Annotated in this window: 27 protein-coding genes and 4 pseudogenes; 13 read left to right on the forward strand and 18 right to left on the reverse strand. The window is 43.0% G+C overall.

Features of this window, described 5'->3' with window-relative positions; translation table 11 throughout:
* Window positions 1-282 (forward strand): hypothetical protein (locus tag K6984_RS02965; protein WP_221894157.1); only part of this gene is annotated, 282 nt, incomplete at its 5' end.
* An 802-nt stretch (window positions 283-1,084) separates the two neighbouring features.
* A complete protein-coding gene (locus tag K6984_RS02970) occupies window positions 1,085-1,858 on the forward strand; it encodes an IS1 family transposase (RefSeq protein ID WP_221894158.1) in 774 nt (257 codons plus the stop codon).
* On the opposite strand, the gene K6984_RS02975 is transcribed toward K6984_RS02970, so the two are convergent.
* The gene (locus K6984_RS02975; protein ID WP_221894491.1) at window positions 1,805-3,151 is read right to left on the reverse strand and encodes a hypothetical protein; all 1,347 of its coding nucleotides are present in this window, start codon (window positions 3,149-3,151) and stop codon (window positions 1,805-1,807) included. The two genes, K6984_RS02970 and K6984_RS02975, sit on opposite strands and share 54 nt — an antisense overlap.
* Between K6984_RS02975 and K6984_RS02980 the strand changes: the two genes are divergently transcribed.
* Both K6984_RS02980 and K6984_RS02985 read left to right on the forward strand, forming a co-directional pair.
* On the forward strand, window positions 3,036-4,334 hold the full coding sequence (locus K6984_RS02980) for an IS4 family transposase (RefSeq protein WP_476693184.1): 1,299 nt from the start codon (window positions 3,036-3,038) through the stop codon (window positions 4,332-4,334). The genes K6984_RS02975 and K6984_RS02980 overlap by 116 nt on opposite strands.
* Window positions 4,335-4,465: 131 nt before the next feature.
* Entirely contained in the window at window positions 4,466-5,809 is a 1,344-nt protein-coding gene (locus tag K6984_RS02985; RefSeq protein WP_420831625.1) for an IS4 family transposase, read from the forward strand.
* A 606-nt stretch (window positions 5,810-6,415) separates the two neighbouring features.
* Here K6984_RS02985 and K6984_RS02990 read toward each other — a convergent pair.
* Both K6984_RS02990 and K6984_RS32345 read right to left on the reverse strand, forming a co-directional pair.
* Window positions 6,416-6,574, reverse strand: a complete 159-nt coding sequence (locus tag K6984_RS02990) for a hypothetical protein (protein ID WP_221894160.1) — start codon at window positions 6,572-6,574, stop codon at window positions 6,416-6,418.
* Window positions 6,575-6,601: 27 nt separating this feature from the next.
* Window positions 6,602-6,730 carry a hypothetical protein gene (locus tag K6984_RS32345; protein ID WP_263458596.1) on the reverse strand — a complete coding sequence of 43 codons (129 nt, stop codon included), beginning with the start codon at window positions 6,728-6,730 and terminating at the stop codon, window positions 6,602-6,604.
* Window positions 6,731-7,381: 651 nt separating this feature from the next.
* Between K6984_RS32345 and K6984_RS02995 the strand changes: the two genes are divergently transcribed.
* Window positions 7,382-7,957 carry a hypothetical protein gene (locus K6984_RS02995; protein ID WP_221894161.1) on the forward strand — a complete coding sequence of 192 codons (576 nt, stop codon included), beginning with the start codon at window positions 7,382-7,384 and terminating at the stop codon, window positions 7,955-7,957.
* A 90-nt stretch (window positions 7,958-8,047) separates the two neighbouring features.
* Window positions 8,048-8,680, forward strand: a complete 633-nt coding sequence (locus tag K6984_RS03000; protein ID WP_221894162.1) for a transposase — start codon at window positions 8,048-8,050, stop codon at window positions 8,678-8,680.
* 93 nt (window positions 8,681-8,773) lie between these two features.
* Here the strand turns inward: K6984_RS03000 and K6984_RS03005 are convergent, their stop codons facing one another.
* The 3 genes from K6984_RS03005 to K6984_RS03015 form a co-directional block, all read right to left on the reverse strand.
* Window positions 8,774-11,584 (reverse strand): valine--tRNA ligase, encoded by a 2,811-nt coding sequence (locus K6984_RS03005; RefSeq protein WP_221894163.1) that lies wholly within the window; start codon window positions 11,582-11,584, stop codon window positions 8,774-8,776.
* Window positions 11,585-11,740: 156 nt separating this feature from the next.
* Window positions 11,741-12,217, reverse strand: a complete 477-nt coding sequence (locus K6984_RS03010; protein ID WP_230987857.1) for a DNA polymerase III subunit chi — start codon at window positions 12,215-12,217, stop codon at window positions 11,741-11,743.
* A 29-nt stretch (window positions 12,218-12,246) separates the two neighbouring features.
* Window positions 12,247-13,734 (reverse strand): leucyl aminopeptidase, encoded by a 1,488-nt coding sequence (locus tag K6984_RS03015; protein WP_221894164.1) that lies wholly within the window; start codon window positions 13,732-13,734, stop codon window positions 12,247-12,249.
* 155 nt (window positions 13,735-13,889) lie between these two features.
* On the opposite strand from K6984_RS03015, the pseudogene K6984_RS35945 reads away from it, so the two are divergent.
* Together K6984_RS35945 and K6984_RS03035 are read left to right on the forward strand one after the other, a co-directional pair.
* Window positions 13,890-15,543, forward strand: a pseudogene (locus K6984_RS35945) (aldehyde dehydrogenase family protein).
* Window positions 15,544-15,577: 34 nt separating this feature from the next.
* A pseudogene (locus K6984_RS03035) lies at window positions 15,578-16,054 on the forward strand (aminotransferase class III-fold pyridoxal phosphate-dependent enzyme); the annotation flags it as partial.
* A gap of 256 nt (window positions 16,055-16,310) precedes the next feature.
* On the opposite strand, the gene K6984_RS32350 reads toward K6984_RS03035, so the two are convergent.
* A complete protein-coding gene (locus tag K6984_RS32350; RefSeq protein ID WP_263458596.1) occupies window positions 16,311-16,439 on the reverse strand; it encodes a hypothetical protein in 129 nt (42 codons plus the stop codon).
* On the opposite strand from K6984_RS32350, the gene K6984_RS03040 reads away from it, so the two are divergent.
* From K6984_RS03040 to tnpC, 4 genes are all read left to right on the forward strand, one after another.
* Window positions 16,403-17,287 carry a transposase gene (locus K6984_RS03040; protein WP_221894168.1) on the forward strand — a complete coding sequence of 295 codons (885 nt, stop codon included), beginning with the start codon at window positions 16,403-16,405 and terminating at the stop codon, window positions 17,285-17,287. The two genes, K6984_RS32350 and K6984_RS03040, sit on opposite strands and share 37 nt — an antisense overlap.
* A 71-nt stretch (window positions 17,288-17,358) precedes the next feature.
* Window positions 17,359-17,649: a hypothetical protein gene (locus tag K6984_RS03045; RefSeq protein ID WP_221894169.1), complete on the forward strand. Its 291-nt coding sequence runs from the start codon at window positions 17,359-17,361 to the stop codon at window positions 17,647-17,649.
* 35 nt (window positions 17,650-17,684) lie between these two features.
* Window positions 17,685-18,095, forward strand: a complete 411-nt coding sequence (locus K6984_RS03050; protein ID WP_221894170.1) for a hypothetical protein — start codon at window positions 17,685-17,687, stop codon at window positions 18,093-18,095.
* 364 nt (window positions 18,096-18,459) lie between these two features.
* Window positions 18,460-19,869, forward strand: a complete 1,410-nt coding sequence (gene tnpC / locus K6984_RS03055; protein ID WP_221894171.1) for an IS66 family transposase — start codon at window positions 18,460-18,462, stop codon at window positions 19,867-19,869.
* Here the strand turns inward: tnpC and K6984_RS03060 are convergent.
* From K6984_RS03060 to K6984_RS03090, 10 genes and pseudogenes are all read right to left on the reverse strand, one after another.
* Window positions 19,864-20,142, reverse strand: a complete 279-nt coding sequence (locus K6984_RS03060; protein ID WP_221894172.1) for a hypothetical protein — start codon at window positions 20,140-20,142, stop codon at window positions 19,864-19,866. The two genes, tnpC and K6984_RS03060, sit on opposite strands and share 6 nt — an antisense overlap.
* 108 nt (window positions 20,143-20,250) lie before the next feature.
* Complete coding sequence (locus K6984_RS32355) at window positions 20,251-20,379, reverse strand: hypothetical protein (protein WP_263458596.1); 129 nt, start codon at window positions 20,377-20,379, stop codon at window positions 20,251-20,253.
* A gap of 11 nt (window positions 20,380-20,390) precedes the next feature.
* Window positions 20,391-20,774, reverse strand: a pseudogene (locus tag K6984_RS03065) (IS1634 family transposase); the annotation flags it as partial.
* Window positions 20,705-20,986: a hypothetical protein gene (locus K6984_RS35950; RefSeq protein WP_420831641.1), complete on the reverse strand. Its 282-nt coding sequence runs from the start codon at window positions 20,984-20,986 to the stop codon at window positions 20,705-20,707. The pseudogene K6984_RS03065 and the gene K6984_RS35950, both read right to left, overlap by 70 nt.
* Window positions 20,987-21,232: 246 nt before the next feature.
* Window positions 21,233-21,805, reverse strand: a complete 573-nt coding sequence (locus tag K6984_RS03070; RefSeq protein ID WP_338024439.1) for a tetratricopeptide repeat protein — start codon at window positions 21,803-21,805, stop codon at window positions 21,233-21,235.
* 245 nt (window positions 21,806-22,050) lie between these two features.
* Window positions 22,051-22,455 (reverse strand): annotated as a pseudogene (locus K6984_RS03075) (transposase); the annotation flags it as partial.
* A gap of 8 nt (window positions 22,456-22,463) precedes the next feature.
* Window positions 22,464-22,772, reverse strand: a complete 309-nt coding sequence (locus tag K6984_RS03080) for a hypothetical protein (protein WP_221894176.1) — start codon at window positions 22,770-22,772, stop codon at window positions 22,464-22,466.
* Window positions 22,773-22,879: 107 nt separating this feature from the next.
* Complete coding sequence (locus tag K6984_RS03085; RefSeq protein WP_230987859.1) at window positions 22,880-23,866, reverse strand: transposase; 987 nt, start codon at window positions 23,864-23,866, stop codon at window positions 22,880-22,882.
* Complete coding sequence (locus K6984_RS30490; RefSeq protein WP_230987861.1) at window positions 23,867-24,286, reverse strand: hypothetical protein; 420 nt, start codon at window positions 24,284-24,286, stop codon at window positions 23,867-23,869.
* Between the two features lie 52 nt (window positions 24,287-24,338).
* Window positions 24,339-24,554, reverse strand: a complete 216-nt coding sequence (locus tag K6984_RS03090; RefSeq protein WP_221894177.1) for a hypothetical protein — start codon at window positions 24,552-24,554, stop codon at window positions 24,339-24,341.
* Between K6984_RS03090 and K6984_RS32360 the strand changes: the two genes are divergently transcribed.
* The gene (locus K6984_RS32360; RefSeq protein ID WP_263458638.1) at window positions 24,511-24,642 is read left to right on the forward strand and encodes a hypothetical protein; all 132 of its coding nucleotides are present in this window, start codon (window positions 24,511-24,513) and stop codon (window positions 24,640-24,642) included. The genes K6984_RS03090 and K6984_RS32360 overlap by 44 nt on opposite strands.
* On the opposite strand, the gene K6984_RS03095 is transcribed toward K6984_RS32360, so the two are convergent.
* Window positions 24,631-25,587: a transposase gene (locus K6984_RS03095; protein WP_221894178.1), complete on the reverse strand. Its 957-nt coding sequence runs from the start codon at window positions 25,585-25,587 to the stop codon at window positions 24,631-24,633. The two genes, K6984_RS32360 and K6984_RS03095, sit on opposite strands and share 12 nt — an antisense overlap.
* Window positions 25,588-25,685: the final 98 nt, after the last annotated feature.

The following is a 25,685-nucleotide window of genomic DNA, read 5'->3' on the forward strand; positions in this document are numbered from 1 at the left end:
ACTTCTACAAAAAAAATAATTCAAGATAAGTCTGATGATTCAAATTATCATTTATTGATCCTTAGAGTTATATCTTCAAATGGTGAGTTATTTAAAGGGGTTAATAAAGTAAACATAAGGCGGTTTAAAAAAATATTTTTCGAAAGAATTGAAAAAGTGAAAATTTCGGTAAACGAAACTCATCTTGGCCATCCAATATCTGTTTTTGTTTCTTTAAAAAATGATTTAACAGATGATGAACTAGTTGAGATATTCTCTTCAGAATTAAAAAAAACTTTTTGAAGAAAAACCTTATTATAATTATTTAATTAACTCTATTATTGGCTTACCAAAAGTTGGAAAAATATATATTGAATACTTAAAGTGTAAAGCTGAATCTACGGATTATGATGAAGCAAATAGCTTTGCGAAAGAGGTTGAAGATATTGAATAATATTTATAAAAACTAACATCAGATGAGAACGCATTTGAAATAATAATTGGTGTTCTAGAAGCCGCAGATAATAATGCTTTTGATTCCCAAGGATTAAAACGAACAAAATTTGCAACAATACCGCACATTAAATCTAAAGCAGAGCGTTATATTGATTCAAATAAAATTAAATATGAAGAATACATTTTAAATTCCTCTGGTTTTATAAGGCATCTCTCAAATTTACTGAGTAAATCAAATGCAGTTTTCCATTGTTCTTTGGTGGTAGCCATTATTGATTATCTCCACATTGGAAAGGGCAGTCATCAGGAAAAGAGCCCTCTTCAAGAAATGGTAAGAATTCGTTCTGATTATTGGTAAATGTGGTGCCTAATAGCTTTTCAGCTTTTTCTATTGTTGTGCTAGCATTTTTTACGATTCCAAGGTGATGCTTTATGTGCATTTTAGCAGCTAAAACTCCACGATCATAAACATCGAGTAATCGTGTCAGCTCTGCTTCAGATTTATCTTTTTCCGCAATTAACCGAGTACGCTGAGATTCATCTTTAAGGTCGAAAACAAAGTGTTTACATCCATTTCCGGTAGTGGGTTAAACCTGTGTTTAGCATGAGAGCAATAGAATAAGAAAGTGATTTATTGCATAATTCCCTCATGAAATATTATCAAGAAATCACCTGCCCTAACTGTACTAATTCCAACCTGATGAAATCAGGTAGTAGCGATCGTGGTGTGCAGCGATATCGTTGCCAGACCACAGCTTGCTCAACCAACACCTTCATGTTGGAATATTGTTATAAAGCATGTGAATTTGGAACCAAAGAACACGTTGTCGAAATGGCTATCAATAGTAGTGGCACTCGAGACACGGCTAGGGTTCTTAAAATCAATAAAAATACGGTGACTCGTACTTTAAAAAACAAAGAAAACAGTCTTGTTCAAGTGAACCCTCTTTTTCAGACCTTTGATCAAGGGAAACCATTGGAAGTCAGACTAGAACAGGTCTGCTGTGATGAAGCCGAAATGGATGAACAGTGGTCTTTTGTAGGAAATAAAAGCAATCAACGCTGGCTATGGCATGCTGTTGATCATAAAACCAACACGGTACTCGCTTATGTTTTTGGCAAGCGTAAGGACATTGTTTTCAAAGAATTAAAAGCGTTACTTTTGCCTTTAAATATCAGTCGTTATTACACCGATGACTGGGGCGCTTATGAATGTCATCTCGATGCTGAGAAACATGAAATAGGTAAGAAAAACACCCAAAAAATTGAACGTAAAAACTTGAATTTTAGAGCATGGATAAAACGATTAACTCGTCGAACAATCTGCTTCTCTAAGTTAGAGAAAATGCATGATATTGTGATTGGTCTGTTAATAAATAAGGTGGAATTTGGCAGGGATATTCATGCAAAAACACAGATTTAACCCACTACCCTCATCAGCTACCCATTGACGAACTTTTTGAGGTATCTCACCTACAAATCGGTTTTGATCTTCAAGCATTGCGGCACCGACTAATTTAGCTCTTTCGGTTCCTGTATTATGATCGTAATGAGCGCCTTGTAGGTCAGTACCTCCCATCCATTTGTTTACGATAGCAGGTTGTACACCAGCACGAAATAGAGAGGTTGTCTGCCAATGACGACCCTTATGAGATTGCCATGAATCAGCGATATGGTCAGCTATGTCTAATCCATATTTTTTAAATGCATTTGGATAACGGTCATTACCCATAAAAAAATACATAACTGCTTTGTAGCCTAACATTTCAGGAGATAAAGGGTTTGCGCTCCCTGATCCTATGTCGGCTCGTAAAAAAAGGAATTCAGAGATTTTTTGCTCACGAGAGAATGATTTAGATGCTATTGTGATAGCTTTAGCGTCAAAGTCAGCTTTCACATCTTCAGTATCAAATTCATGGGGCTCTTTTTCCAGTGCGAAATTATTATCAATGAATTTGTTGTATATGTAATTTTCGATTGATTGCTGAGAAATGGTAAACCCTTCGTTTACCGAGTAGCGAATGTGTGAATTAGCAGTTTTAACTCTGACTGTTATTTTTTGTTTATTTGATATTTCAAAATCTGGGTTCAATTTCTTGAAATCGTTATTTTTTGAGTTGGTTGTTAATAATACAAGTTCGGGGAGAATCTCACGAAAGGTAATGACATCGATATTTTCTTCAATATCAAAGCCGCCATGAGCATATTCAGTAAGCTTTTTAGCAGCATCAGATCGAGTAATTAAAGCGGGAGCCCGACCTTTGCCTTCAAAGGTACTAGGAGAAAATGTATAGCAAGCAGCTGTGCCTCCTTCTCCTCTTTTACTGAGTTTAGAGATTGTTTTATCACCTGAATTTGTTCGATGAATGTGTTTTCCATGAATGACAGATAATAATTCTTGCTCTGTTAAATTATTGCCCCGTTGGTCTATATGGAAATTGATGAAATCCAAAATAGCTTGGCCACGAACAGAGTATTTATTCCGTTTTGCATCAAGTGGACGTATTGTTAAGTCCAATCCCCATGATGAATAGCCTTTTACCCATCTCCTTACACACAAGTCTGATATAAGAGTGTAAAATCTCATTATTTTAGTAACGATGACTGAGACTTGGGCAGAAATGGAATTTTGTAATTTAGATTTAGGTGATTCACGGCTTAATAAAAGAGCAGTTAAATTGATAGAAACTTTTGTAAAAGCGCCTAAACTAAGCATTCCTCAGGCTTGCCAAGGCTGGGCTGAAACACAAGCGACTTATCGATTTTATGCAAATGAAAATGTGACATGGGAAAAGTTGTTAGTCGCCCATACAGATCAAGTTGAACAGCGCATTATAGTCAGTGAAGAGCCCGTTATTTTATGCTTACAAGATACGACAGAATTAGATTTTAATGGACAAGAAACTGAGGATTTAGGTCGCTTATCTTACGATGCCCAAAGAGGCATGTACTTGCATCCGACACTCTGCATTACACCAGACCGGCTCCCTTTAGGGGTTAGTGATGCGTGGATGTGGGCAAGAGGAAAAAGCAAAGCAGAAGATCAAAATAATCCCACGATAAAAGAAAGTGATCGCTGGATAGAAGGTTATGAACGTGTCGCTGAAATGGCCGAACGTTGCCCTAAAAGTCGGCTCGTTTATGTGGCCGATAGAGAAGGTGATATTTTAAGTCTTATGCAGAGAAGTAAGGCGTTAAATACGCCTGCTGACTGGCTAGTAAGAGCCAGGCATAACCGTAAATTATCAGCGGATGAAACACTGTGGGATAGCGTCGATAAGCAAGAGGTTATGAGTCGCGTTAGTTTTATTAAGCCACGAAAAAAAGGCGAAAAATCGCGACAAGTTCAGCAAGAAATTAAAGTGTTACGCTGCACTTTCCCCGTAAAAGGGAAAGAAGGTATTGAAGTAACTTTGGTTCAGGCAAAAGAAATCAACCCGCCTAAAGGGAAGTCACCGCTCATATGGCGCTTATTAAGCAATCGAAGGGTAGAAAGTGAAGATCAAGCCTGTGAGTTGATTGACTGGTATCGCTGTCGCTGGGAAATAGAAATGTTTTTTGATATTTTGAAAGTGGGCTGCAAGGTTGAAAAGCTTCAATTATCCAGTAAAGAGCGCATTGAAAAAGCCTTAGTCATGGCCATGGTTATTGCTTGGCGGGTGATGTATCTTATGCGCTTAGGTCGCATCTGTCCTGACTTGCCTGCTGAATTAATCTTTGATCCTTTAGAATGGAAATCATCTTATGGTTTATTGGACAAAAAGATACCCAAAAAAGTGCCTACACTGAATGCCGTGTTAAGAAATTTAGCGACATTGGGTGGTTTTTTAGGGCGTAAATCAGATGGTGACCCTGGTGCGAAAAGTATTTGGATCGGTTTTCAGAGGATTCAGGACTGAGTATATGGTATTCAAATGGCCAGAAAGCTAAAAGGCGTATTTTAGGACTTGTGTGTAAGGAGGTGCCTTTTACCCATCTCCTTACACACAAGTCTGATATAAGAGTGTAAAATCTCATTATTTTAGTAACGATGACTGAGACTTGGGCAGAAATGGAATTTTGTAATTTAGATTTAGGTGATTCACGGCTTAATAAAAGAGCAGTTAAATTGATAGAAACTTTTGTAAAAGCGCCTAAACTAAGCATTCCTCAGGCTTGCCAAGGCTGGGCTGAAACACAAGCGACTTATCGATTTTATGCAAATGAAAATGTGACATGGGAAAAGTTGTTAGTCGCCCATACAGATCAAGTTGAACAGCGCATTATAGTCAGTGAAGAGCCCGTTATTTTATGCTTACAAGATACGACAGAATTAGATTTTAATGGACAAGAAACTGAGGATTTAGGTCGCTTATCTTACGATGCCCAAAGAGGCATGTACTTGCATCCGACACTCTGCATTACACCAGACCGGCTCCCTTTAGGGGTTAGTGATGCGTGGATGTGGGCAAGAGGAAAAAGCAAAGCAGAAGATCAAAATAATCCCACGATAAAAGAAAGTGATCGCTGGATAGAAGGTTATGAACGTGTCGCTGAAATGGCCGAACGTTGCCCTAAAAGTCGGCTCGTTTATGTGGCCGATAGAGAAGGTGATATTTTAAGTCTTATGCAGAGAAGTAAGGCGTTAAATACGCCTGCTGACTGGCTAGTAAGAGCCAGGCATAACCGTAAATTATCAGCGGATGAAACACTGTGGGATAGCGTCGATAAGCAAGAGGTTATGAGTCGCGTTAGTTTTATTAAGCCACGAAAAAAAGGCGAAAAATCGCGACAAGTTCAGCAAGAAATTAAAGTGTTACGCTGCACTTTCCCCGTAAAAGGGAAAGAAGGTATTGAAGTAACTTTGGTTCAGGCAAAAGAAATCAACCCGCCTAAAGGGAAGTCACCGCTCATATGGCGCTTATTAAGCAATCGAAGGGTAGAAAGTGAAGATCAAGCCTGTGAGTTGATTGACTGGTATCGCTGTCGCTGGGAAATAGAAATGTTTTTTGATATTTTGAAAGTGGGCTGCAAGGTTGAAAAGCTTCAATTATCCAGTAAAGAGCGCATTGAAAAAGCCTTAGTCATGGCCATGGTTATTGCTTGGCGGGTGATGTATCTTATGCGCTTAGGTCGCATCTGTCCTGACTTGCCTGCTGAATTAATCTTTGATCCTTTAGAATGGAAATCATCTTATGGTTTATTGGACAAAAAGATACCCAAAAAAGTGCCTACACTGAATGCCGTGTTAAGAAATTTAGCGACATTGGGTGGTTTTTTAGGGCGTAAATCAGATGGTGACCCTGGTGCGAAAAGTATTTGGATCGGTTTTCAGAGGATTCAGGACTGCGTATATGGTATTCAAATGGCCAGAAAGCTAAAAGGCGTATTTTAGGACTTGTGTGTAAGGAGGTGCCTTTTACCATCGATGCAGTTGTTTTTGATGCACTGCTAATAGGAAGTATGTCAGCAAGCTCTAAAAGTGTGTATTCACTCGCAGGGTTAATTTCTTTTTTTAATGTCCAAGCATTTTTAGTTTCTAATTTTTTTTCAACTAAAAAGGCATCAAGTTCAGTAAGTAATTCATTCGCACTTGAGCGACGGCCTTCTATAAATTTATCGAGGCGGTCACGAACAGTAGTAAGGGACTTAGTTTCCTCAAGCTCTTTCGCATTATCACGATAAGGACGAGTGAGGTCTTGTATTTTTTGAACCACCTCTAACAGTAGCGGCCTCCATGCAGCGGGAACATACCGTCTGTGTGGAGCCATTCCTTTTTCAGCCCATACTTTACACATAAGTTCACCGTTTACTTCCTGTAGGCAGTCCATAGGGAGCCGAAGAACCTCTCCTATTCGCAGTCCCATACTGTATTGGAAAGCTTGTGTGTAAGCACTCAGTAAATCCGATGTAGCTCTATCACTTTCATCGAATTGATCCTCGACGGCCCATTTTAGTTGCACTATTGCGCGAACCAACTCGGGAATAGGCATTTTCTCTTTCAGAGCTGGTGATCCTTGCTTTTTTTGGGTGGCCTTCGCTGAAAATCAGGGAAACGGAGCCTAAGCGAAGTGATGATTTTTAGTCCGCGATAGCCGTAGGGCCGTTGTTTTGTCGGAGTCTGAGCGTTAGCGAAGGTGGAGACAAAATAAAAGGCCATCCGACACGGCGTCAAGTCATTTGGAGCCTATGTTCCGACCCCTTGTTGGGTCGGGACGAGGTGACGAGGACGAATCGGGGCCGCCGGAGGCATAAGTGGTCGCGTTAAGTTTTTGCTGCTTGCTTGGGCTGGGATGCCCAAAACAAGCTTTCGCAAAAATAGCGACTCCCCGAATGTTTTGCTGGACTACTTATATCAATTTGAGTTGTTAATAAGTTTTCCTGCTGAAGGTAACGTAGATAGAGGTTTAAATCCTGAAGAGGCACTTGAGGGCGGTCGTAGTTTTCGAGAATTATATTGTAGATTGAAATGTATAAGTCATGCGTGAAGTCTTCAATTTTCATCGCTTTGGCTTCTATTATGTAGGGACCAATGTGACGTAATGATATGACCCGAGAGGCTGATAGTGGTGTCTTGCGAGTGCGTGCCCCCCAAAGTTGATTAACTGAAGTTTCCCAATAATTATTTATGGTAAAATTGAAACTATGCTACAACTATATGAAAAAAACAGTCTTTTCATTCGTTTCAAATGCTATTGCCTAAGGGGAATTAAGTAGGGGTTTGCTATAAACATCATCAGTGTTCCCATTGAAAGAAGAAGTACCTAAACAAAGCAGCCTATAACCTACCTGAAGGTAGCACCACTCGAATATTTCCATATTTTTGATTTTAATCACTTATAACAGCAAATAAACACTCTGTAGGCACCGTAAAAAAACAACAAATAATTTCAAATAAAGCTTGCATTTGCCGAAAAAAATTTTCTAAAAATTTCCGTTTTAATCACCTCATAAACGGATATCACCCATGCTTAAAGACCTACCACTCTCTGAACATATTCACCAACACTGCAATGAAAGTATGGAACGTGCCCTGTTAGCAGAGCGTCATCCTTTGTGGGCTCGTTCATGCCCAGAGTTGAAGGATATCGACTTTATTCGCCTTGGGTTATTACGCTGTATCAGTGTAGTCGATAGTGGTCGCCATTTCCTCCAAACCAATGAACAGATTTATGGCCAGCTGCTTCCCCACTCAACGTATTTTAAATCACTGAAGTCGCATAGACGAACAAGTATGCTTGAGGCATTTGAACAGCAGAGCTATCATCTTCACGCTGAAACACTGCTATCGCAAGGCATTGATTATCTTAAAGCATTCCCGGAACTTGACGAATACACCATAGAAGCAGCGGATGGACATTTTATTGATCATGCCTGCCATACTGAAAAAAACAGCAAGGGGAAAGTTTATGCGGCCGGGGGGATTTACGCGTTGAATCTCAGAAGTGGGTTGCTCAGATTTCTTTGTCTGGTGACAAACGGAACTCAGAGACATCAAGAAATACCTGTGTTACGAGATCATATTGAAAAGCAAAACAAGTGAAATAACAGCTCTCAGAAACATCTCTATGTCTACGATAAAGCCGTCACCGACTTTGTCTGGTGGGATCGGCAGAAACGACATGCTAATTACATGATTTCAATGCTAAAAGAAAATTCAATTGCGACTCTGGTTGAGTCTATCCCTTTTGACTCCCGCCATGAGATCAATACAGGGGTTGAAGCATACAGTGTGTACGAAAACAAGGGCATCAAATTTAACGTGGTGGATTACCGTGATCCAGAAACCGGAAAACTTCACCGGTTTGTGACAACCTTGCCAATGACTATTAACCCTGGAACCATTGCCATGCTGTATTTCAAGCGATGGACGATTGAAAAGACATTCAATAACACTAAAAGTAATTTCAAGGAAACTAAAGCTTGGTCTTCCAATACCCGCTCACTTGAAAATCAAATGCGCCTGACTGCAATGAGCTATAATTTAATGCGCGTGTTTGAAGAGATTTCAAAAACACAACAGCCAGAATTGATTCATCCATCGGATAAAAAATATAGCGAGGCTCTGGAGATAAGGCAGCAACAGGCTCAAAAACGAGATCGTTTTGTGAATCCATTATTTTTCCAGGCAAGAATATCTCGTATCAGCTCGTATACCATTCGGGCAGTTCAAAACGCAATAATAACAGGAATGTCTTTACAGTGCTTTATGAGCTCTCTTGTGGCGAGGTTAGTTTCACGGCCTCAATTGATAGGGGAACACTGATGATAAACATGGCAAAACCACCTAAAATAAACCTCGATACACCAGCATTGTGCATTTCAGCTACTCAATAATTGGGAAACTTCAGCTAAAATATTAAAGCGCCTGAATTTTAAGTAATTGCTCATTAAAATTAGCTAACGAGCTATGCGCTTTTGCCAGTTTATCTTTTTCTTTTTCAATTACGGCGACAGGCGCTTTATCGACAAATTTAGGGTTATTCAATTTACCCTCGATACGCGGTAAATCCTTTTCCAGCTTAGCGATTTCTTTTTCCAGGCGCGCAATTTCTGCCTCTTTATCAATTAAGCCTGCCATGGGAATCAAAATACGTAATTCATTCACTAAGGCGATGGCTGATTCTGGTGCTGTATCGCCTTTTGCCAGGCAGGTAATAGATTCAATGCGGCCTAATTTTTGTAAATAAACTTGTGCTTGAAGTAAGTATTGTTGATCAGTTGCGGATACATTCTCCAGTAACACAGGTAAAGGCTTACCCGGGGTAATGTTCATTTCCCCTCTGATGCGCCGAACACCAAGGATAAATTGCTGGGTCCATTCAATAGCCGCGACTGCTTCAGCATCAATCTGGTTTGTATCAGGCTCAGGGTAGGGCTGTAGCATAATGGTGTCAGCCTGCACGCCTGCCAGCGGTGCAACCCGTTGCCATATTTCTTCGGTGATAAATGGCATAATCGGGTGTGCAAGACGTAATACAGTTTCTAAAACCGTTAACAGTGTTTTACGTGTACCACGCTGTAGCGCAACATTATCGGATTGCAGGGAAATTTTAGAGAGCTCTAAATACCAGTCACAGTACTCATTCCAGATAAATTCATAGATTTCCTGTGCGGCATGGTCAAGTCGATAGCCTTCAATTGCATCGCTGGTTGTGGCAACCACCTGATTCAAGCGTGATACGATCCATTTATCCGCCTGGCTGTACTCTAAGTCTCCTCCATTTACCCCGCAATCCTGATCTTCGGTATTCATCAATACAAAGCGGGCAGCATTCCATAATTTATTACAGAAATTACGATAGCCATCGATACGCCCACCATCCAGGCGGATATCTCGACCAGTTGATGCCAGTGAGGCAAAGGTAAAGCGCAGTGCATCGGTTCCATAAGCAGGAATACCATCCGGGTAGGCTTTGCGTGTAGCTTTTTCAATTTTCTCAGCCAGATGTGGTTGCATCATTCCTGAGATACGTTTATCGACTAAGGCCTCTAAGCTAATGCCATCAATTAAATCAATTGGATCCAGCACATTACCTTTGGACTTAGACATCTTCTGGCCTTCGGCATCACGCACCAGGCCATGAATATAGACCTTCTTAAACGGTACATCGCCGATGAATTTCTTGCCCATCATAATCATGCGGGCAACCCAGAAGAAGATAATATCAAAGCCGGTGACCAACACACTGCCCGGATAAAATTGTTCTAGTTCAGGCGTTTTTTCCGGCCAGCCCAGAGTGGAAAATGGCCATAGTGCAGAGGAGAACCAGGTATCTAATACATCTTCATCCTGAGTAAGCGGGTAGTCATCGGCAAGCTTATGCTGCTCGCGCACCTCCTGTTCGTTACGTCCCACATAAATATTACCCAGCTCATCATACCAGGCAGGAATACGATGTCCCCACCAGATTTGCCTGGAAATGCACCAGTCCTGAATATTATTCATCCAGTCATAATAAGTATTTTTCCAGTTATCAGGTACAAACTGAATCTCACCAGATTTGACCGCTTCTAAAGCGGGTTCTGCAAGCGGCGCAACCTTAACATACCATTGATCAGTTAATAAGGGCTCAATAATACTGCCAGAGCGATCGCCACGAGGAACCATTAATTTATGGTCTTCAATCTTTTCTAATAAACCCAGTGTATCCAGGTCGGCAACGATCTGCTTGCGTGCGGCAATACGGCCTAAGCCGATATAAGCAGCAGGTATTAAATCCTGTTCATCTTGTTCATTTTCGCGTATAGCCGCATCAGGGGTGAAAATATTAATCAGGCCGCCATGCACCTGATCCTGGATTGACGGAACTTCTTTATGCCGTGTCCAGACTTCGTAATCATTAAAATCATGTGCTGGTGTGATCTTAACGCAGCCGGTCCCAAACTCAGGGTCGACATATTCATCGGCAATAATAGGGATTAACCTGCCTGATAAGGGTAATTTAACAAACTCGCCAAGCAAGTGCTTATAGCGCTCATCACTCGGATGAATAGCGACTGCAGCATCGCCAAGCATGGTTTCCGGGCGTGTTGTGGCCACAATTAAATCTCCCGGGCCATTAGACAGTGGGTAGCGCATGTGCCACATAGAGCCATTTTCTTCTTCGGATAACACTTCTAAATCCGATACCGCAGTATGCAACACGGGATCCCAGTTAACCAGGCGTTTACCGCGATAAATCAGGCCTTCTTCATAGAGACTGACAAAGACTTCTTTAACCGCTTCAGACAGGCCATCATCCATTGTAAAACGCTCGCGCGACCAGTCTAAGGATGCCCCCATGCGGCGTAATTGCTGGGTAATTGTGCCACCGGATTCTTCTTTCCAGTCCCAGATGCGCTCAATAAATTTCTCCCGCCCGTAATCATGGCGGGTTTTGCCTTCCTGATTGATTAAGCGCTCAACCACCATTTGTGTGGCTATTCCCGCATGGTCAGTGCCAGGCTGCCATAAAGTGTTATAGCCTTTCATGCGATGATAACGCGTCAGCGCATCCATGATAGTGTCCTGGAAAGCATGGCCCATATGCAGGCTGCCGGTAACATTCGGTGGTGGAATCATAATACAGAATGACTCACCTTCCTGGCTGGGAGCAAAGTAGTCTTTTTCTTCCCAGGTGGAGTACCAATGTTGTTCGATAGCAGCGGGGTTGTATGTTTTTTCCATGTTATGGTTTGTTAAATTAAGTTGAAGTATTACTGTAGGCTGGGTTGGATTTTTATTGCGGAGCAAGAAAAACGTAACCCGGAAAAAGCTTATCTGATAGATATTGCCGGGTTACGTTATCTGCGCTACGCTTAGATAATCTAACCCAGCCTACTGTTACATTTTATGTGTATTGGGGGTTATACCTAATGTCTGATAATGCCTATAGCGTAACCGACCTGCCTGTTTTTGTGTCTCGTCATTATCTAATAACTCAAAAATCTGCTCTGCCTGATCTAACTGTTCAGGGCAGACAGTGGATAAGTTTATCAGCGTATGCTGCCAAGGAGCAGGTGCTTGCTGTGTGCCAATTATAACGGCATTAGCAATACTCGGTAAGCCATCCTGAAATATTTCATGCGGTACAAAGCTACTGGCACGAAACGTCCAGAGAATGTTATCCATCTGCTGCGCCTGTTGCATAGAGTTAGTTAATATATAGCTTTTAAATCCCAGACGAAAAGCTTTTTCTGCTAACTTACAGGCAAATAACTGCCGTCCTTGTTCAGATTGAGTCGGTAAGATATAAAAATTAACTTTTGGCAGTTGCATACAGGTATTGTATTTCGTGACGTAAAGCGTCTGGCCATGCATTCCCACGCTGAGCGCGGGAGTAAGTCACTTTACGCGGTCGCAGCGCGGTTTAATAAATATTGTACTAATAAAGGGACAGGCCGGCCTGTTGCTCCTTTTGCATCACCACTCTTCCACGCGGTACCGGCAATATCCAGATGTGCCCACTGGTAGTCTTTGGTAAAACGCGACAGAAAACAGGCGGCTGTAATAGTCCCTGCATCACGACCACCAATATTTGCAATATCGGCAAAATTAGATTTTAGCTGATCCTGGTATTCATCCCATAAAGGCAAGCGCCAAATGCTATCTAGTGCTGTTTCACTGGCGTTAAACAAGTCATTGCATAAGGTTTCGTCATTGCCTAACAAGCCACTTGGTACACGGCCTAACGCAACCAGGCAGGCACCTGTCAAAGTGGCCATATCAATTACCACGTCAGGGTTGAATTTCTTCGCATAGGTGAGTGCATCACACAGAATTAAGCGACCTTCTGCATCGGTATTTAAAATTTCGATCGTTAAGCCAGCCATGCTGGTGACGATATCGCCTGGTTTGTTGGCATCGCCATCCGGCATATTTTCAGAGGACGGAATAATGCCGACTATATTTAATGGCAATTGTAATTGCGCCGCTGCTTGTAATGCGCCTAGCACAGCCGCACTACCGCACATATCGTATTTCATTTCATCCATACCCGCGCTGGGCTTTAAGGAAATCCCCCCCGCATCAAAGGTCAGGCCTTTGCCGACAAATACGATCGGTTGGATATCCGCATCTGCGCCTTTGTATTCCAGGGTAATTAACTTGGCGGGCTGGCGGCTACCACGGCTTACCGATAGAAAAGAGCCCATGCCGAGTTTTTGCATCTCCGCTTCTTCCAGAATTTCAGCAGATAGATTTGCATGTTGTGCCGCAATCTCTAACGCTTGATCCGCTAGATAGGTCGGCGTACAGATATTGCCAGGTAAATCCGACACACGCTTTGCCAGCGCAACCCCTTGTGCGATTGCGATACCTTGGTTAATGCCTGTTTGAATGGCATCGCTATCTGACTGGTCGTGCAGGCTTAATGACGTTAAGCTGAATTTATCAGCAGGTTTACTTTTACAGTGATTAAACTGATACAAAGCGGCATCGAAGGATTCAACAATTTGGCGCGCATTCCAGGTAGCGTTTAGGCCTGCTAGGTTAATTTCTGCCAAACAACACACGGCTTCGCTAATATGGCTAGACTTTAGCGCTTTTGCAGCAGCATTGAGTGCTTCGCGGTAGGTTTTTGCGCTTAATTTATCTGCATCACCAAAACCTACCAACAGGGCGCGCTTAAAAGCTGCATGGGGAAGATAGTTGATTAATAGAGTATCGGCTACCTTGCCCTTAATATCACCCCGTTGCAGAATGTCAGTAATAACACCGTTGCTTAATGAGTCCAGATTCTGGGCGGCGGGGCTTAACTTTATATCGTTAAAAACGGCTACAATAAGGCATTCAGTTGATAATGATTCTAAAGGGGTATTTGCTAATAAATAATCCATAAAAGCGTATCTAGGGTGACAAGTTAAAAATGCTGTTGATTATACAGTAGAATGAGCCGGGTGGTTTTCGTAAAATGCAGCTGATTTAAGTGCAAACAGAAAATAGCGTTGTTTAATAATTTAGCTAGTGCTGCATAGCAGCAGGAGAGTTTTATATGGCGATACATGCAGATCTACTGGCAACCCAGTCTTACGTTAATGGACAATGGCAGGACAGCGCAGATACCTTTGCTGTAACTAACCCCTGCAATGGTGAAGGCATTGCACAAATAGCAAATGGCACGGCTGTAAACCGCCGAGCTAGCGGTTGCAGCCGCAAAGGCAGCTTTGCCAGCCTGGCAGGCAAAGCCCGCTGCTGAGCGTGCTAGCTTATTACGCCGCTGGTTTGAACTTATGCTGGAATATCAGCATGAGCTTGGCATTATCATGACTCTGGAGCAGGGTAAGCCGCTGGCTGAAGCTAAAGGTGGAATCGCCTATGGCGCATCTTTTGTTGAATGGTTCGCCGAGGAAGCAAAACGTATTTATGGTGATACCATTCCTGCGCCATCAACTGATAAGCGCATCATTGTTATTAAACAGCCGGTTGGTGTGGTCGCCGCGATTACGCCGTGGAACTTTCCTAATTCTATGATTACGCGCAAGGCAGCACCTGCATTGTTTATAGAAAAATTCAAAGTTGCGGTGAATAAATTACAAGTGGGCGATGGCATGGTCGAAGGGACTGATATTGGTCCATTAATCCATGTTAACCCATCTTCGTCACTATTGATGATGTAGTTGTTATAAATCAACTGGTTGAAATTTTAAAAAGTAGCCAGTTGGCACTACCGCTGAAAATCATGGAAACGGAGCTTAGCGAAGTGGTGATTTTTAGTCCCTGATAGGCGACAGGGCAATTCGCTGATTCGACGTGTGCTAGCAGCACGCGAGAGGAGCAAGAATTGCATTCCGAATAGCCGTCCAGCCAGTGAGGTAGTAATGACGAAGCGGCTTTTGTGCGTAGTCGTTGCGGACGCAGGGCGTTCAGGGCATCTCCCATCCGCTGCGTAGGTGAGCGAATTATGGCGACAGGAGTCCCGGAATTTCGTGAGGTAGCATGGCGCGCCTGAGATTTTGTGTTTTTGTATAAAACGTTGGATTTTTTAGAGTATTTTTGTCGCATGTAAATTACACTCAAATAATGATGATTTTTTTGACAAAAGTCAATGAATTTATCGACAAAAATAATATAAATGGCACTACAAAACTTTCAAAAAAAACACCATTGATTTTAAAGAGAATTTTTCGACAAAAAATCGCTTAAACCGATGAATCAATGGCTTAGAAAGATGAAAGTGACGAAGATGGGTTAAGGCGATGCAGGATATAGACCAGCTAGTGCAAGATTCTATCGCCCAGGGTGCTAATATTATTACCGGTGGTGCGGCACATGCATTAGGCGGGTCTTTTTATCAGCCAACTATTCTGGCTAATGTGAGCAATGATATGCCTATTGCCAGCAATGAAATTTTTGGCCCGGTTGCACCAGTGATTAAATTTCACAGTGAAAGTGAATTAATCACGATGGCGAACGATACTGAATTCGGCCTGGCCGCCTATTTTTACTCACGAGATATAGGCCGGATCTGGCGGGTTGCAGAGGCGCTGGAATACGGCATGATTGGTATTAACGAGGGAATGATCTCCAATGCAGCCGCTCCTTTTGGAGGAATTAAGTCGTCTGGCATAGGTCGCGAAGGATCTAAATATGGCATGGACGAATATCTGGAAATCAAATATTTATGTATGGGCGGATTAAGCCGTTAGATCGCAATTAACAGCAATTCAAAGGAACTCCATTATGACCGGCAATGCGCAATTGCAAACACGGAAACAAGCCGCTATCGCACGCGGTATGGGGAATATGTATCAGGCGTATGTCGCCAAAGCTAAAAATGCAGAAGTATGGGATGTTGAAGGCAATCGCTATATCGACTTCGGTGCGGGTATTGCGGTTTGTAATACTGGGCATAGCCACCCCAAAGTTGTGGCTGCAGTGCAACAACAAGTGGCCAGTTTTTCGCATACCTGCGTGATGATTAATCCTTATGAACAAGCGGTTGAGCTGGCAGAAAAGTTAAATCAACTGGTGCCGGGAGAGTCACCTAAAAAAACCATTTTTGTGAGTACCGGCGCTGAAGCGGTAGAGAATGCGATAAAAATCGCTCGCGCCCATATTGGCCGTCGTGGCACCATTGCATTTACCGGTGGGTTTCATGGGCGCACTAATATGTGTATGGCACTAACCGGGAAAACACTACCCTATAACTCGATGTTCAAGTTTTTGATATTGAGAAGGTAAAATCAGGTATTCTGAGGTTGTTGTAATTTTATCGGTGTAAGCCCATGTTAATGAATGCCCCAGCCACCTTTATCCAAAGCTATCGCTGAAAATCAGGGAAACGGAGCCTAAGCGAAGTGATGATTTTTAGTCCGCGATAGCCGTAGGGCCGTTATTTTGTCGGAGTCTGAGCGTTAGCGAAGGTGGAGACAAAATAAAAGGCCATCCGACACGGCGTCAAGTCATTTGGAGCCTATGTTCCGACCCCTTGTTGGGTCGGGACGAGGTGACGAGGACGAATCGGGGCCGCCGGAGGCATAAGTGGTCGCGTTAAGTTTTTGCTGCTTGCTTGGGCTGGGATGCCCAAAACAAGCTTTCGCAAAAATAGCGACTCCCCGTATTGACGATTTAAATGATGCGCTCAATCAGCTAAAACCCGGAGCCGCTTTGACACGGATTCAAGCCGCTTGGTTGGGCGCTTGTTTAACGTGCATACTGCTAATGAACTCTGTTTGCTGGGCTAAGTTTGAGCGAGCAAGCCTTGGAGATTGCAAAGTAGCCGCATTATCCTGGGTGTTTCGTAAAGCAAGTATACCCTGGGACTGGTTGCTACGGGTGAGTGTGGTCTTAATTTTAAAACGTTATGGCATTACTGAAGGTGTGTTGGCCTTTGATGAATCAGACCGAGCACGATCTAAGTCTACAAAACGTATTTATAAGGTTTACAAGCAGAAACACAAAGGCTCCGGCGGGTATGTTAATGGACAAACGATAGTATTATTGCTGCTAGTTACCTCATCCATTACAGTGCCTGTCGGTTTTTTCTTTTATATGCCGGATCCAGCCTTAAAGCAGTGGGATAAAGAAGATAAACGGTTGAAAAAGAGCGGTATAGCAAAAAAAGATCGGCCTATTAAGCCTGAACGTGACAGTGCCTACCCGACCAAAACAGAGATTGCATTAGGCTTATTAAAAGAGTTTAAAGTTGCGCATAGCCTGATTAAAATTAAAGGCGTACTGGCTGATGCGCTTTATGGTGAAAAAGCCTTTATGGACGAAGCCGCTAAAGAATCTGGAGGCTCGCAGGTGATTAGCCAATTACGTAAAAACCAAAAAATTGAATATAGAGGTAGAATAAGGTCAGTCGAGAGCTACTTCGCTGTCAGCCCCGGACGGGCTGATAGTCTCCAGAAGGCGCAGGGAAATTTGCCAATCCGAAGTGCGCGATAGCGCGCGAGGGAGGCTAAAATTTTATCCCGAATAGCCGTAGAGCCATTTGTGGTAGCCATGACTGAGCTGCTTTGTGCTCAGTCTGTGGCGGACGCAGGGCGGCTGGAGCATCTCCTATTCGCTGCGTAGGTGAACGAATTACGGCGACAGGAGTCCCGGAATTTCGTGAGGTAGCATGGCGCGCCTGTAATTCGATTAACAAAGGCATTGATCAGATAATACGTGTACGTGGCGGCAAAGAGATTAAAGTGACTGTCAGCAGTGCACGATTAAAGGTGAGTTCTCACAGTAAAAAGCGCTTTGTCATTGCCTTAAAATATGACGGTGAAAACGACTATCGCTATTTAGTGCGACAGACCTGACTTGGCGCACACAAGATATTATTCAAGCCTATACGTTGAGATGGCTGATTGAGGTTTTCTTTGAGGACTGGAAGCTTTATGAAGGATGGGGGCGTGAGGCCAAACAATTAGATGAAGAGGGATCAAGCCGTGGCCTGGTTCTGAGTCTTTTGTTTGACCATTGCCTTCTCCTTCACCCAGAGCAAATAGCCCGCATTGAAAGCAAACTACCTGCGTATACCGTAGGAAGCTTACAGCGCAAGTCTCAAATGGATGTACTGCTTGAGTTCATCATGTCATTGCTAGAGTTTCCAGATCCTGGTGATAAGCTGAAAGAGTTAGGTGAATTAATAAAGGATGTGTTTCAACTGATGCCATCAGGAAAACATATGATTGGCAGAGATTTAGGGCGCTTAGCCTATCTTCGTGACATATACAGTCAATTTCCCATTATTTCAATGAGTTAAATTTTTCAATCGGCCCCAGTTGGCACTACAGGTTTCATATCAACGATCGTTTTAACTTTTCCAATCGGGTCGGGGTTAATATTCAACGCAGTGTATATTTGTTGTAACTACTCAGCGTAAATAATTAAAAAAGTTCTTGACAGGGTTTTAGTCTGGTTTTTGTGATTTTTAGTAAACTGCCCAACAGTCGATTAATCCACGCTTTATTGCTTCTATCGCTATAGTCATCACAAAATGTCCCCTTAAACATCTACGACCTCGAAGAACTTTTTTATTCGCCTTACAATCGCTTAAAACAAGGAAAATTCGGGATTTAAAACCCATGAGATAATAAGCCTGTCCTTAAAGCAATACAGGTTACCCTTTGAAAATAGACTTCATCGATGTTGATTCCGCAATCAGTCATGCCAAACAGTTACTTGAAACTGAGCGTGATATATCGCCTGCGCTAAAATCAGCACTGGAAGTGATTCTATTATTAGTCACGGTATTACTCAATCGAGTGACACTGAACAGCAAAAATAGCAGTAAACCACCTGCAAGTGATCCCAACCGTAAAAAAGGGAATCGAAAAAAATCAGATAAGCCTTCTGGCGGACAAAAATCGCATGTCGGCACGACACTTCAAAAAATAGATGACCCGGATGAAATCGAGATCATTACCATTGATCGCCGTACCTTGCCAAAAGGGCGATACACGGCAGATGGCTTTGAAACACGCCAGGTATTCGATATTGATATCTCAAGGGTAGTGACAGAATACCAGGCGCAACGGTTGATAAATGGAAAAGGTCAGTGTTTTATCGCTCCTTTTCCAGATGAGGTTACTAAGGCTGCGCAATATGGTAATGGGATAAAAGCCCATGTGGTTTATCTTTCGCAATATCAGTTATTGCCCTACAACCGAATACAGGAGTATTTCGCTGATCAATTAGGTATGCCGATTAGTGAAGGCTCTATCTATAATTTCAATGAACTGGCCTATGAGAAGTTGGCTGGGTTTGAAACTATCAGTAAAGAACACTTAGTCGAATCAGCGTGCATTCATGCGGATGAAACAGGCATTAATATTAATGGTAAGCGCCATTGGCTACATGGGGCCTCCAATGTTCAGTGGACACACTTCTTTCCCCATGCCAAACGTGGCACAGAGGCAATGAATGACATTGGTATTTTACCCCATTTTCATGGGATTTTATGTCATGATCATTGGAAGCCCTACTATAAATATGATTGTACTCATTCGCTTTGTAATGCACATCATTTGAGGGAATTAACGCGCGCCTGGGAGCAGGATAAACAGGAGTGGGCGCTTGAAATGAAACGACTACTTGAAAAAATGAATGATGCCGTCAATGAAGCAGGTGGCATGCTACTACATAAAGAAGCAGAAAAATGGAAGGTACAATACAGAGAATTACTTGGCAAAGCGGAGATCGAATGCCCACCACCCGATAAGCCTAAAGAAGTAAAACGGGAGCGAATAAAACGCAGTAAAGCTAGAAACTTACTGGAAAGGCTGATTAATTATGAAGAGGATGTCTTGCGCTTCATGACAAATACCTGGGTGCCATTTACCAATAATGCCGCAGAAAATTCGATTCGGATGACCAAGGTTCAACAGAAAATATCCGGCTGCTTTCGTAGTACCAAGGGTGCAGAGATATTTTGTCGTGTCAGAGGGTATTTATCAACGTGCCGTAAACAAGGTCTAAGTGCAACTCAGGCAATGACCTTGGTCTTTGAGGGAAAGTTACCTGAATTTGCTTTATAATTTCATTGAACTACTCAGCTTCGCTGAGTAGTTACTATTTGTTTTTGTCTGGTTTCTGCTTTCGCTGAAAATCATGGAAACGTAGCTTAGCGAAGTGGTGATTTTTAGTCCCTGATAGGCGACAGGGCAATTTGCCGATTCGACGTGTGCTAGCAGCACGCGAGAGGAGCAAGAATTGCATTCCGAATAGCCGTCCAGCCAGTGAGGTAGTAATGACGAAGCGGCTTTTGTGCGTAGTCGTTGCGGACGCAGGGCGTTCAGGGCATCTCCCATCCGCTGCGTAGGTGAACGAATTATGGCGACAGGAGTCCCGGAATTTCGTGAGGTAGCATGGCGCGCCTGATAAAAGGCCATCCGACACGGCGTCAAGTCATTTGGAGCCTATGTTCCGACCCCTTGTTGGGTCGGGACGAGGTGACGAGGACGAATCGGGGCCGCCGGAGGCATAAGTGGTCGCGTTAAGTTTTTGCTGCTTGCTTGGGCTGGGATGCCCAAAACAAGCTTTCGCAAAAATAGCGACTCCCCGTACTACGGGCATTAATGGCTTCGACATGATTAATATCGACATGATGAAAATCTCGCGTTGTTGTTTTTGAATCTAGCGGTTGTGACAGTTTTGCAGTCATCAGTGAGCTATAGCGCTGGGCTGTTGCTTCCAGAAGTTGATTTAAATCATCGGCTAAATTGAATAGCTCTTCCTGATGTGGTTCCAAACCTTGCTGTAATTGTTCGATTCTGGCCGTCAGCAAGGGCCAGTACTTTTTATCAATCGTAAAGTCCGCACCTATATTGAGCAATGTACGTTGCTTGACTTGTTTTCCTATACGCACAGATTCTACAATGCGGTAAGTGAAATAAGCTGAGCCGTCTTCAAGGCTTTTTGTTTTGGTTCTTCGAATATACATACGCTGAAAATCATGGAAACGGAGCTTAGCGAAGTGGTGATTTTTAGTCCCTGATAGGCGACAGGGCAATTCGCTGATTCGACGTGTGCTAGCAGCACGCGAGAGGAGCAAGAATTGCATTCCGAATAGCCGTCCAGCCAGTGAGGTAGTAATGACGAAGCGGCTTTTGTGCGTAGTCGTTGCGGACGCAGGGCGTTCAGGGCATCTCCCATCCGCTGCGTAGGTGAACGAATTATGGCGACAGGAGTCCCGGAATTTCGTGAGGTAGCATGGCGCGCCTGCCACTAGCATCGGTGAAAAACCAGGGAAAATCAAGGGGCAGAGCAAGTTAAGATGGCACTACAGAGACCCTCAAAAAAAACACCATTGATTCTAAAGGGATTTTTACGATGAATTTTTAATGCGAATTATAAATCAATGACTTGAAGAGATAAAAGTGACGAAGATAGGTTAAGAAACTATTGATACAGTAGGGTCTGTAATTGTTTTTCTGCGCTGACTCGTTCAGGAAAATTTTGACCAGTACTTAGTGCTTTTTCAAAGTAGATGGCTGCTCTGTCGTTGTTTCCTATTTTTAGAGCGGCTTCGGCCACTTTATTATAAAAACTGGAATTCCCGGCAACTTTTTTGGCTACTTCCTGATACAGAGAGTTAGATTTTCTGTAGTCCCCCAGTTGATAGTAGGTATCAGCTAAAGTGAATTGTACATTTTCATTATTAGCATTTATTTTGCTGGCCTGTAAAGCAAATTTAAGCGCTTCTTTAGGAGAATTAAGCTTTTCCAGGTAGGTGGATGCGAGTTCATTCAGTACATAATCAGATCTTTGTAGAGCCAGGATGGCTTGTAATTCCTGAATGGCTTTTTCAGGTTGGTTTAATTCATTGTACAATGTTGCCAATTTGAAGCGTAGGCTAAGGATTCCCGGGGGTTTTTTAGTAAGCTGAAGGTAGCTTGCCAGTGTTTTTTCTTTATTACCCTGTGCGTACGCTGCCAGCCATGGAGAGCGAAAGCGAGGGCTGGTAGTCCCCAGAAGGCGTAGGGCCGTTGTTTTGTCGGAATCGTAGCGCTAGCGTAGGTGTAGACAAAATAAAAGGCATTCCGAAACGCCGTCCAGTCATTTGAGGGAGTGTTACGAAGCCAGCACCGAGTTTACGATGGTAATGGCGAAGTGGCACGTACGCAGGACGTCTGGGGCGCCGAAGGCATTAGTGGTCGCGTTAAGTTTTTGCCGCTTGCTTGGGCTGGGATGCCCAAAACAAGCTTTCGCAAAAATAGCGACTCCCCGATGTCTTGCTTGAGTTCTTTGAACTCGGATTCGATTTTCCATCGCGCACCATAATACTCAATAATCTGTGTGACGGATAAATTTAGATCGGTCGTAAACAAAGCAATCCACTGTGTGCGACGAAACACCCAGACAACCTGAACGGGTCGTTTCAATGTTTTCAGCATGACAACGCGACTATAAGCCCTGACTTCACGCTGTTTTCCATAGAGATTCACGGTATACGATCGGGCCTTTTGTTGTACTGTTTTTGCCATGTCTGTGGCTGCCCCCAGACGCTGCCCGTACTTTTTATTCCGCCCCCTCTGCTTGGGTTTTATTTTTTCTGGACGATCGTACAGTACATTATTGCACCTTAACCTAGAGAGAATATTAAACCGGCTTCCGATAGCTTTGTAAACCATCAGTGTTCCCCTATCAATTGAGGCGGTAAAACTAACCTCGCCACAAGAGAGCTCATAAAGCACTGTAAAGACATTCCTGTTATTATTGCGTTTTGAACTGCCCGAATGGTATACGAGCTGATACGAGATATTCTTGCCTGGAAAAATAATGGATTCACAAAACGATCTCGTTTTTGAGCCTGTTGCTGCCTAATCTCCAGAGCCTCGCTATATTTTTTATCCGATGGATGAATCAATTCTGGCTGTTGTGTTTTTGAAATCTCTTCAAACACGCGCATTAAATTATAGCTCATTGCAGTCAGGCGCATTTGATTTTCAAGTGAGCGGGTATTGGAAGACCAAGCTTTAGTTTCCTTGAAATTACTTTTACTCGATGTTCAAGTTTTTCCATCCCATTGCCATCAAACTCTTACCTTCACCCAGTAGAACAATACTTTAATGATGCTGTTGGCCCTAAGCGCCCTAAATCTCTGCCAATCATATGTTTTCCTGATGGCAGCAGTTGAAACACATCCTTTATTAATTCACCTAACTCTTTCAGCTTATCACCAGGATCTGGAAACTCTAGCAATGACGTGATGAACTCAAGCAGTACATCCATTTGAGACTTGCGCTGTAAGCTTCCTACGGTATACGCAGGTAGTTTGCTTTCAATGCGGGCTATTTGCTCTGGGTGAAGGAGGAGGCAATGGTCAAACAAAAGACTCAGAATCAGGCCACGGCTTGATCCCTCTTCATCTAATTGTTTGGCCTCACGCCCCCATCCTTCATAAAGCTTCCAGTCCTCAAAGAAAACCTCAATCAGCCATCTCAACGTATAGGCTTGAATAATATCTTGTGTGCGCCAAGTCAGGTCTGTCGCCACTAAATAGCGATAGTCGTTTTCACCGTCATATTTTAAGGCAATGACAAAGCGCTTTTTACTGTGAGAACTCACCTTTAATCGTGCACTGCTGGCAGTCACTTTAATCTCTTTGCCGCCACGTACACGTATTATCTGATCAATGCCTTTGTTAATCGAATTAAAGTAGCTCTCGACTGACCTTATTCTACCTCTATATTCAATTTTTTGGTTTTTACGTAATTGGCTAATCACCTGCGAGCCTCCAGATTCTTTAGCGGCTTCGTCCATAAAGGCTTTTTCACCATACAGCGCATCAGCCAGTACGCCTTTAATTTTAATCAGGCTATGCGCAACTTTAAACTCTTTTAATAAGCCTAATGCAATCTCTGTTTTGGTCGGGTAGGCACTGTCACGTTCAGGCTTAATAGGCCGATCTTTTTTTGCTATACCGCTCTTTTTCAACCGTTTATCTTCTTTATCCCGCTGCTTTAAGGCTGGATCCGGCATATAAAAGAAAAAACCGACAGGCACTGTAATGGATGAGGTAACTAGCAGCAATCATACTATCGTTTGTCCATTAACATACCCGCCGGAGCCTTTGTGTTTCTGCTTGTAAACCTTATAAATACGTTTTGTAGACTTAGATCGTGCTCGGTCTGATTCATCAAAGGCCAACACACCTTCAGTAATGCCATAACGTTTTAAAATTAAGACCACACTCACCCGTAGCAACCAGTCCCAGGGTATACTTGCTTTACGAAACACCCAGGATAATGCGGCTACCTTGCAATCTCCAAGGCTTGCTCGCTCAAACTTAGCCCAGCAAACAGAGTTCATTAGCAGTATGCACGTTAAACAAGTGCCCAACCAAGCGGCTTGAATCCGTGTCAAAGCGGCTCCGGGTTTTAGCTGATTGAGCTCATCATTTAAATCGTCAATATAGCTTTGGATAAAGGTGGCTGGGGCATTCATTAACATGGGCTTACACCGATAAAATTACAACAACCTCAGAATACCTGATTTTACCTTCTCAATCGCTGAAAATCATGGAAACGGAGCTTAGCGAAGTGGTGATTTTTAGTCCCTGATAGGCGACAGGGCAATTCGCTGATTCGACGTGTGCTAGCAGCACGCGAGAGGAGCAAGAATTGTATTCCGAATAGCCGTCCAGCCAGTGAGGTAGTAATGACGAAGCGGCTTTTGTGCGTAGTCGTTGCGGACGCAGGGCGTTCAGGGCATCTCCCATCCGCTGCGTAGGTGAACGAATTATGGCGACAGGAGTCCCGGAATTTCGTGAGGTAGCATGGCGCGCCTGCTCAATATCAAAAACTTGAACATCGAGTTTTAGTGTTATTGAATGTCTTTTCAATCGTCCATCGCTTGAAATACAGCATGGCAATGGTTCCAGGGTTAATAGTCATTGGCAAGGTTGTCACAAACCGGTGAAGTTTTCCGGTTTCTGGATCACGGTAATCCACCACGTTAAATTTGATGCCCTTGTTTTCGTACACACTGTATGCTTCAACCCCTGTATTGATCTCATGGCGGGAGTCAAAAGGGATAGACTCAACCAGAGTCGCAATTGAATTTTCTTTTAGCATTGAAATCATGTAATTAGCATGTCGTTTCTGCCGATCCCACCAGACAAAGTCGGTGACGGCTTTATCGTAGACATAGAGATGTTTCTGAGAGCTGTTATTTCCCTTGTTTTGCTTTTCAATATGATCTCGTAACACAGGTATTTCTTGATGTCTCTGAGTTCCGTTTGTCACCAGACAAAGAAATCTGAGCAACCCACTTCTGAGATTCAACGCGTAAATCCCCCCCCCGGCCGCATAAACTTTCCCCTTGCTGTTTTTTTCAGTATGGCAGGCATGATCAATAAAATGTCCATCCGCTGCTTCTATGGTGTATTCGTCAAGTTCTGGGAATGCTTTAAGATAATCAATGCCTTGCGATAGCAGTGTTTCAGCGTGAAGATGATAGCTCTGCTGTTCAAATGCCTCAAGCATACTTGTTCGTCTATGCGACTTCAGTGATTTAAAATACGTTGAATGGGGAAGCAGCTGGCCATAAATCTGTTCATTGGTTTGGAGGAAATGGCGACCACTATCGACTACACTGATACAGCGTAATAACCCAAGGCGAATAAAGTCGATATCCTTCAACTCTGGGCATGAACGAGCCCACAAAGGATGACGCTCTGCTAACAGGGCACGTTCCATACTTTCATTGCAGTGTTGGTGAATATGTTCAGAGAGTGGTAGGTCTTTAAGCATGGGTGATATCCGTTTATGAGGTGATTAAAACGGAAATTTTTAGAAAATTTTTTTCGGCAAATGCAAGCTTTATTTGAAATTATTTGTTGTTTTTTACG

Source organism: Bathymodiolus japonicus methanotrophic gill symbiont (assembly GCF_019721995.1).
Taxonomy (GTDB): domain Bacteria; phylum Pseudomonadota; class Gammaproteobacteria; order Methylococcales; family Methylomonadaceae; genus Methyloprofundus.